The organism is Streptomyces sp. 8L, from assembly GCF_020176795.1.
In the GTDB taxonomy this organism is placed as follows: domain Bacteria; phylum Actinomycetota; class Actinomycetes; order Streptomycetales; family Streptomycetaceae; genus Streptomyces.
Window position 1 is genome coordinate 1 of sequence record NZ_JAIUKE010000723.1, and the last position, 3,673, is coordinate 3,673.

Here is a 3,673-nt window from a genome sequence, read left to right on the forward strand (position 1 = left end):
CTCCGTCTTCACCCACTGGGTGAGGGCGGCCAGGCCCCGCTGGAACGCGGCCTCCGCCTTGCTTCCCGGCTTCTTCGGGCCCTTGGCCGCGTCGGCCGGCGCCGTGGGGAGCTCCGCCGGTGCGGCGGCGGTCACGGGGAGGGTGGCGCCGCGGATGCCCAGGGCGGTCAGCCGCTCGCGCTGCTCGGGCAGGAGCTGCGCCCAGGTGCCGGGTTCCTGCTGCCGCCACCTCCAGGTGCCGATGTCGTCGCCGTCGTAGATGACGCCCGGCGCGATGTAGGGGAGCACGCCGTCGGCGTCGACCAGGTCGGCCAGCACCCGGTAGTGCCGCTGCCAGTTCAGCGGCCAGGGGCAGTTCCAGTCCGGGTCGATCTCCGTCAGCTGCTCCGCCCGCTCCACCGCGCGCTTCGGGTCCTTGCCCAGCCCGCCCTTGCGGCGGAGGTTGGCCATGTGCTGCCCGATGGGCACCATCGCCTCCCCTTCGCCCCACACCGCGTCCTGACGCGGCGCGAGGTGCCCGGAGGCCCGCCGGAACGACCTCAGCGCGGCGAGCTTGCTCTCCCACGCTTCCTCGCCCGGCTCCCAGAGCATCCCGGCCTCCGGCGCGTCCAGCAGCACCTTGCGCCGGTCCTCCAGCTCCCCGGCCCGCAGCGCCTTCCTTTGCTGATGGACCCACCGCCCCAGCGGGAAGTCCTTCGTGACGCCGACCTCGACCTCGGTGTCGTACGGCACAGCGAAGACGCCGGTGATCTCGTTCTCCGCCCGCCAGCGCAGCAGGGCCTGGTAGCCCTCCAGCCACACCAGCGACTCCGGCCGGTAGACGCGGGTGCGCAGGAACGCGGCGATCGTCGCTGCGTCGCGCGGGCTGGAGAAGTGCAGCAGCGCCGACTCGGCAGCCGCGTCGGTGTCGTCGTGCTCCTGGTCCTCGCCGTCGCTCTCGCCGCCGGCGCCGACGATCCGCCCCTGCTCATCCCGCTGGACGTGGACTGTGCGCTTGCCGCTCGTGAGCGCGCGGGAGGCCAGCTGCTCGACCAGGCGCTCATCATGCGAGCGCAGGCCCTGGAGGACCGCCGCAAGGGGGCGGAACGAAGCACTGGCGACCATGTCGGTCGGGTCCTCGTTCGGCTCCAGGAACACCGGCACGATGATCCTGGCCACCTTCGTGCTGCCGTCGCGGTTGAGGCGGAGCGCCCGGCCGATGTTCTGGACGATCTCGACCTGGGAGCCGCGGGTGTCGGCGAAGCAGACGGCTTCCACGCCCCGCTCGCCGGTGATGTCGACGCCTTCCCCGAGGACGCGAACCGAGGCGAGGAAGGCGCGGTGGACCCGGTGTCCGGCGGCGTTGATGCCGTTGGCGAACTGGTGGATCTTCTCGCGCCGTTCGGCGACGGTGTGGTCGCCGCACAGCCACGCCGACCACACCCGGTCCGGCGGGACGTGGCGGCCGGCCTCCAGCTCGTAGAACTCCGCGTCGATCGAGGACGCGGGGAGCTTGTCGGCGGCGGCCAGGTCGGCGTCGGAGGCGTCGTTGACGTACAGCTCGGCAGCGGTCTCCGGGAGCTTGTCCGCGAAGGCCGCGGCTTCCTCCACCTTCTGGTGGAACGTCATGACCGTACGCAGGTTGTACGCGGCGGCGTGCTCCAGGAGCGCGGTCTGCAACAGGGCGAGGCGCCGGCCGCGCCGGGCTTCCTCCGTCTCGCCGACGACGGGGGAGGGGTCGCGGATCTCCAGGACGTCGATCTCGAACCCCGCGAGGATCTCCCGCTCGATCGCCTCCGACAGCCCGAGCTCCGCGAGCCACGACCCGTACGTGCCGTCCGGGTCGTCGGCCATGGTCGCGATCTCCGCCTCCTGACCGCCGGCGCCCTTCTGCGGGCTGGCCGGGGCGAGGATGCGGGGCGTGGCGGTCAGGTAGAGCCGGAAGTCCGCCGGGATCCGGGCGTTGTCGTGGATCGCGGCCCACGGACGGCCAAGATCACCAGCGGTGCCGTGGGCCTCATCCACGATGGCGAGGTCGAAGGCGTCCATGCGCTGGCCGTAGAGGCGCTCCCCGCCCGCCAGAGCGGCCTCCAGCGGCCCGCGAACCTTCCGCTGGCCCACGGGTGCGTCAATGTCCTCGCGGTCCACGAGAGAGGCGTACGTGGCGAACACGACGACCGGCCCGTGCCCCGCCCACAGGGCGAGCTGGATCGGATTCGTGGTAGTGCGCACCCCCAGCGAGTTCAGCACCGCGTCGTTCTCCAGTGAGCACACCGCGACCATCGGGGCCCGGTGGCCCACCGCCCGCCACGCCTGGGCGGTCTGCGCGAGCAGGTCCAGGGTCGGAACCGTCACGAGGATCCGGCCCTCGGGGAAGCATTCCAGCGCGCACGCGGCGGCCATGATCGTTTTGCCGGACCCGGTCGCTGACACGATCGTGCCCCGGGCACCCTGCGGGGGCACAGACGACCTTGCAGAGAATCCGACCCACTTACGGAAAGTCGACTTCTGGTCGACTTGATGTTCCTTGAGCGGAATCCTGCTCATCATCCGTCCTTTTCCGCTGTGTCGTACAGCCAGGCGTCCTTGAGCCTCTCCAGCGCGGTTTCCTCCTGGCCCTCCCGAGCCCAGATCCCTTCGAGCCAGAGCGGGCTGGTGTCGCTGGTGTCGATCCTCTCGCACAGCATGAGGCACCCGGGCAGGTCGACCAGAACGACCTCACCCGTGAACATCCCACCGGGCCCGTAGCGACGTCATAGCCGCTCCAGCCGCACCCGGTGTCCGTGCAGGTACGCCTCCAGGGCCTGCGGGTAGGACCCGTAGTCCGCCGGGCGTACGGTCCGCAGAGCGGCGTCCACGATCTCCAGGGCCGATTCCCTGTCCCACTGCTCGGGGCCGGTGCCGGTGACGGCCGCGTAGTGCTGCTCGCAGACGGCGAGGACCTGCTCGATGAGATCCGCCGGGGCCTGGTCGGCCTCGTCATCGCGGGCCGCCGGGAACCGGCCTTCGGTCTCCGGCAGGTGCGAGGGGGTCCGGTCGTCGGCTTCCACCAGGTCCAGGGCGTGGTGGGTGAGGTGTTCCGTTCCAGGAGCAGGCGGGACAGTGCGCGGGCGGGGTCGCTGGTGTGCAGCTGGGTGTCGTCGATGGCGGTGCCGCTGGGGAAGCCGAACTGGCCGGGGAAGACGACGGCGCGGATGAAGAAGTCGCAGAGCATGCCGAACATCTCCGAGTGAGGCAGGCCGGTAATCCCCTGGGCGGCCTCGGCGCGCGCGGCCAGCATGACCGTGGTGACGAACAGCCGGCGCGTCTCCTCCTGCTGTCGCGCCTGCGGGCCTCCGCTCCGTCCTCGCAGACCTCCACGACCCGGTATCGCCGTACACGCCGCCGAGCTTCTCGTGTGCCTGGCGCACCTTCGCCACGGCGTCCTCTACCGACCGCGCGTACGCGTAGTGCGTCAGGGTGGTGGCTTTCTCGACGTCATGTTTGGGAGGCACCAGTTCTCTTGCCAGGGCAGCATCGGGGTGCTCTTGGCGAAAGGTGCTGGTCATGCCGCAGATGTCGAAGGTCGAGCTGTGCGCGTCGATTCGGCGCGATCATCGTGACGGCATGTCGATGGGCGGTCGGCGTGTGGGTGGCGCCGTCGTAGAGGATTCGGTCGTAGATCTCGTCCGAGCAGACCACCAGGCCGTGCCTG

General features: G+C 70.9%; 4 protein-coding genes. 1 reads left to right on the forward strand and 3 read right to left on the reverse strand.

The features are described from left to right. The 3 genes from LCE31_RS37800 to LCE31_RS37810 form a co-directional block, all read right to left on the reverse strand. Window positions 1-2,526, reverse strand: a 2,526-nt coding sequence (locus LCE31_RS37800; RefSeq protein ID WP_225022660.1) for a DEAD/DEAH box helicase, incomplete at its 3' end; no start/stop codon positions are given. Continuing rightward, a complete protein-coding gene (locus LCE31_RS37805; RefSeq protein ID WP_225022662.1) occupies window positions 2,526-2,711 on the reverse strand; it encodes a hypothetical protein in 186 nt (61 codons plus the stop codon). The genes LCE31_RS37805 and LCE31_RS37800, both read right to left, overlap by 1 nt. 21 nt (window positions 2,712-2,732) lie before the next feature. Next, window positions 2,733-3,029, reverse strand: coding sequence for a hypothetical protein (locus tag LCE31_RS37810; RefSeq protein ID WP_225022664.1), 297 nt, complete (start codon window positions 3,027-3,029; stop codon window positions 2,733-2,735). 24 nt (window positions 3,030-3,053) lie between these two features. Here LCE31_RS37810 and LCE31_RS37815 point away from each other — a divergent pair, with 24 nt between their 5' ends. Then, window positions 3,054-3,212, forward strand: coding sequence for a hypothetical protein (locus LCE31_RS37815; protein WP_225022666.1), 159 nt, complete (start codon window positions 3,054-3,056; stop codon window positions 3,210-3,212). Window positions 3,213-3,673: the final 461 nt, after the last annotated feature.

Coding starts and splice junctions, on each gene's coding strand:
- LCE31_RS37805 (WP_225022662.1), bottom strand. CDS start 2,711: ATGTTCACGGGTGAGGTCGTTCTGGTCGACCTGCCCGGGTGCCTCATG.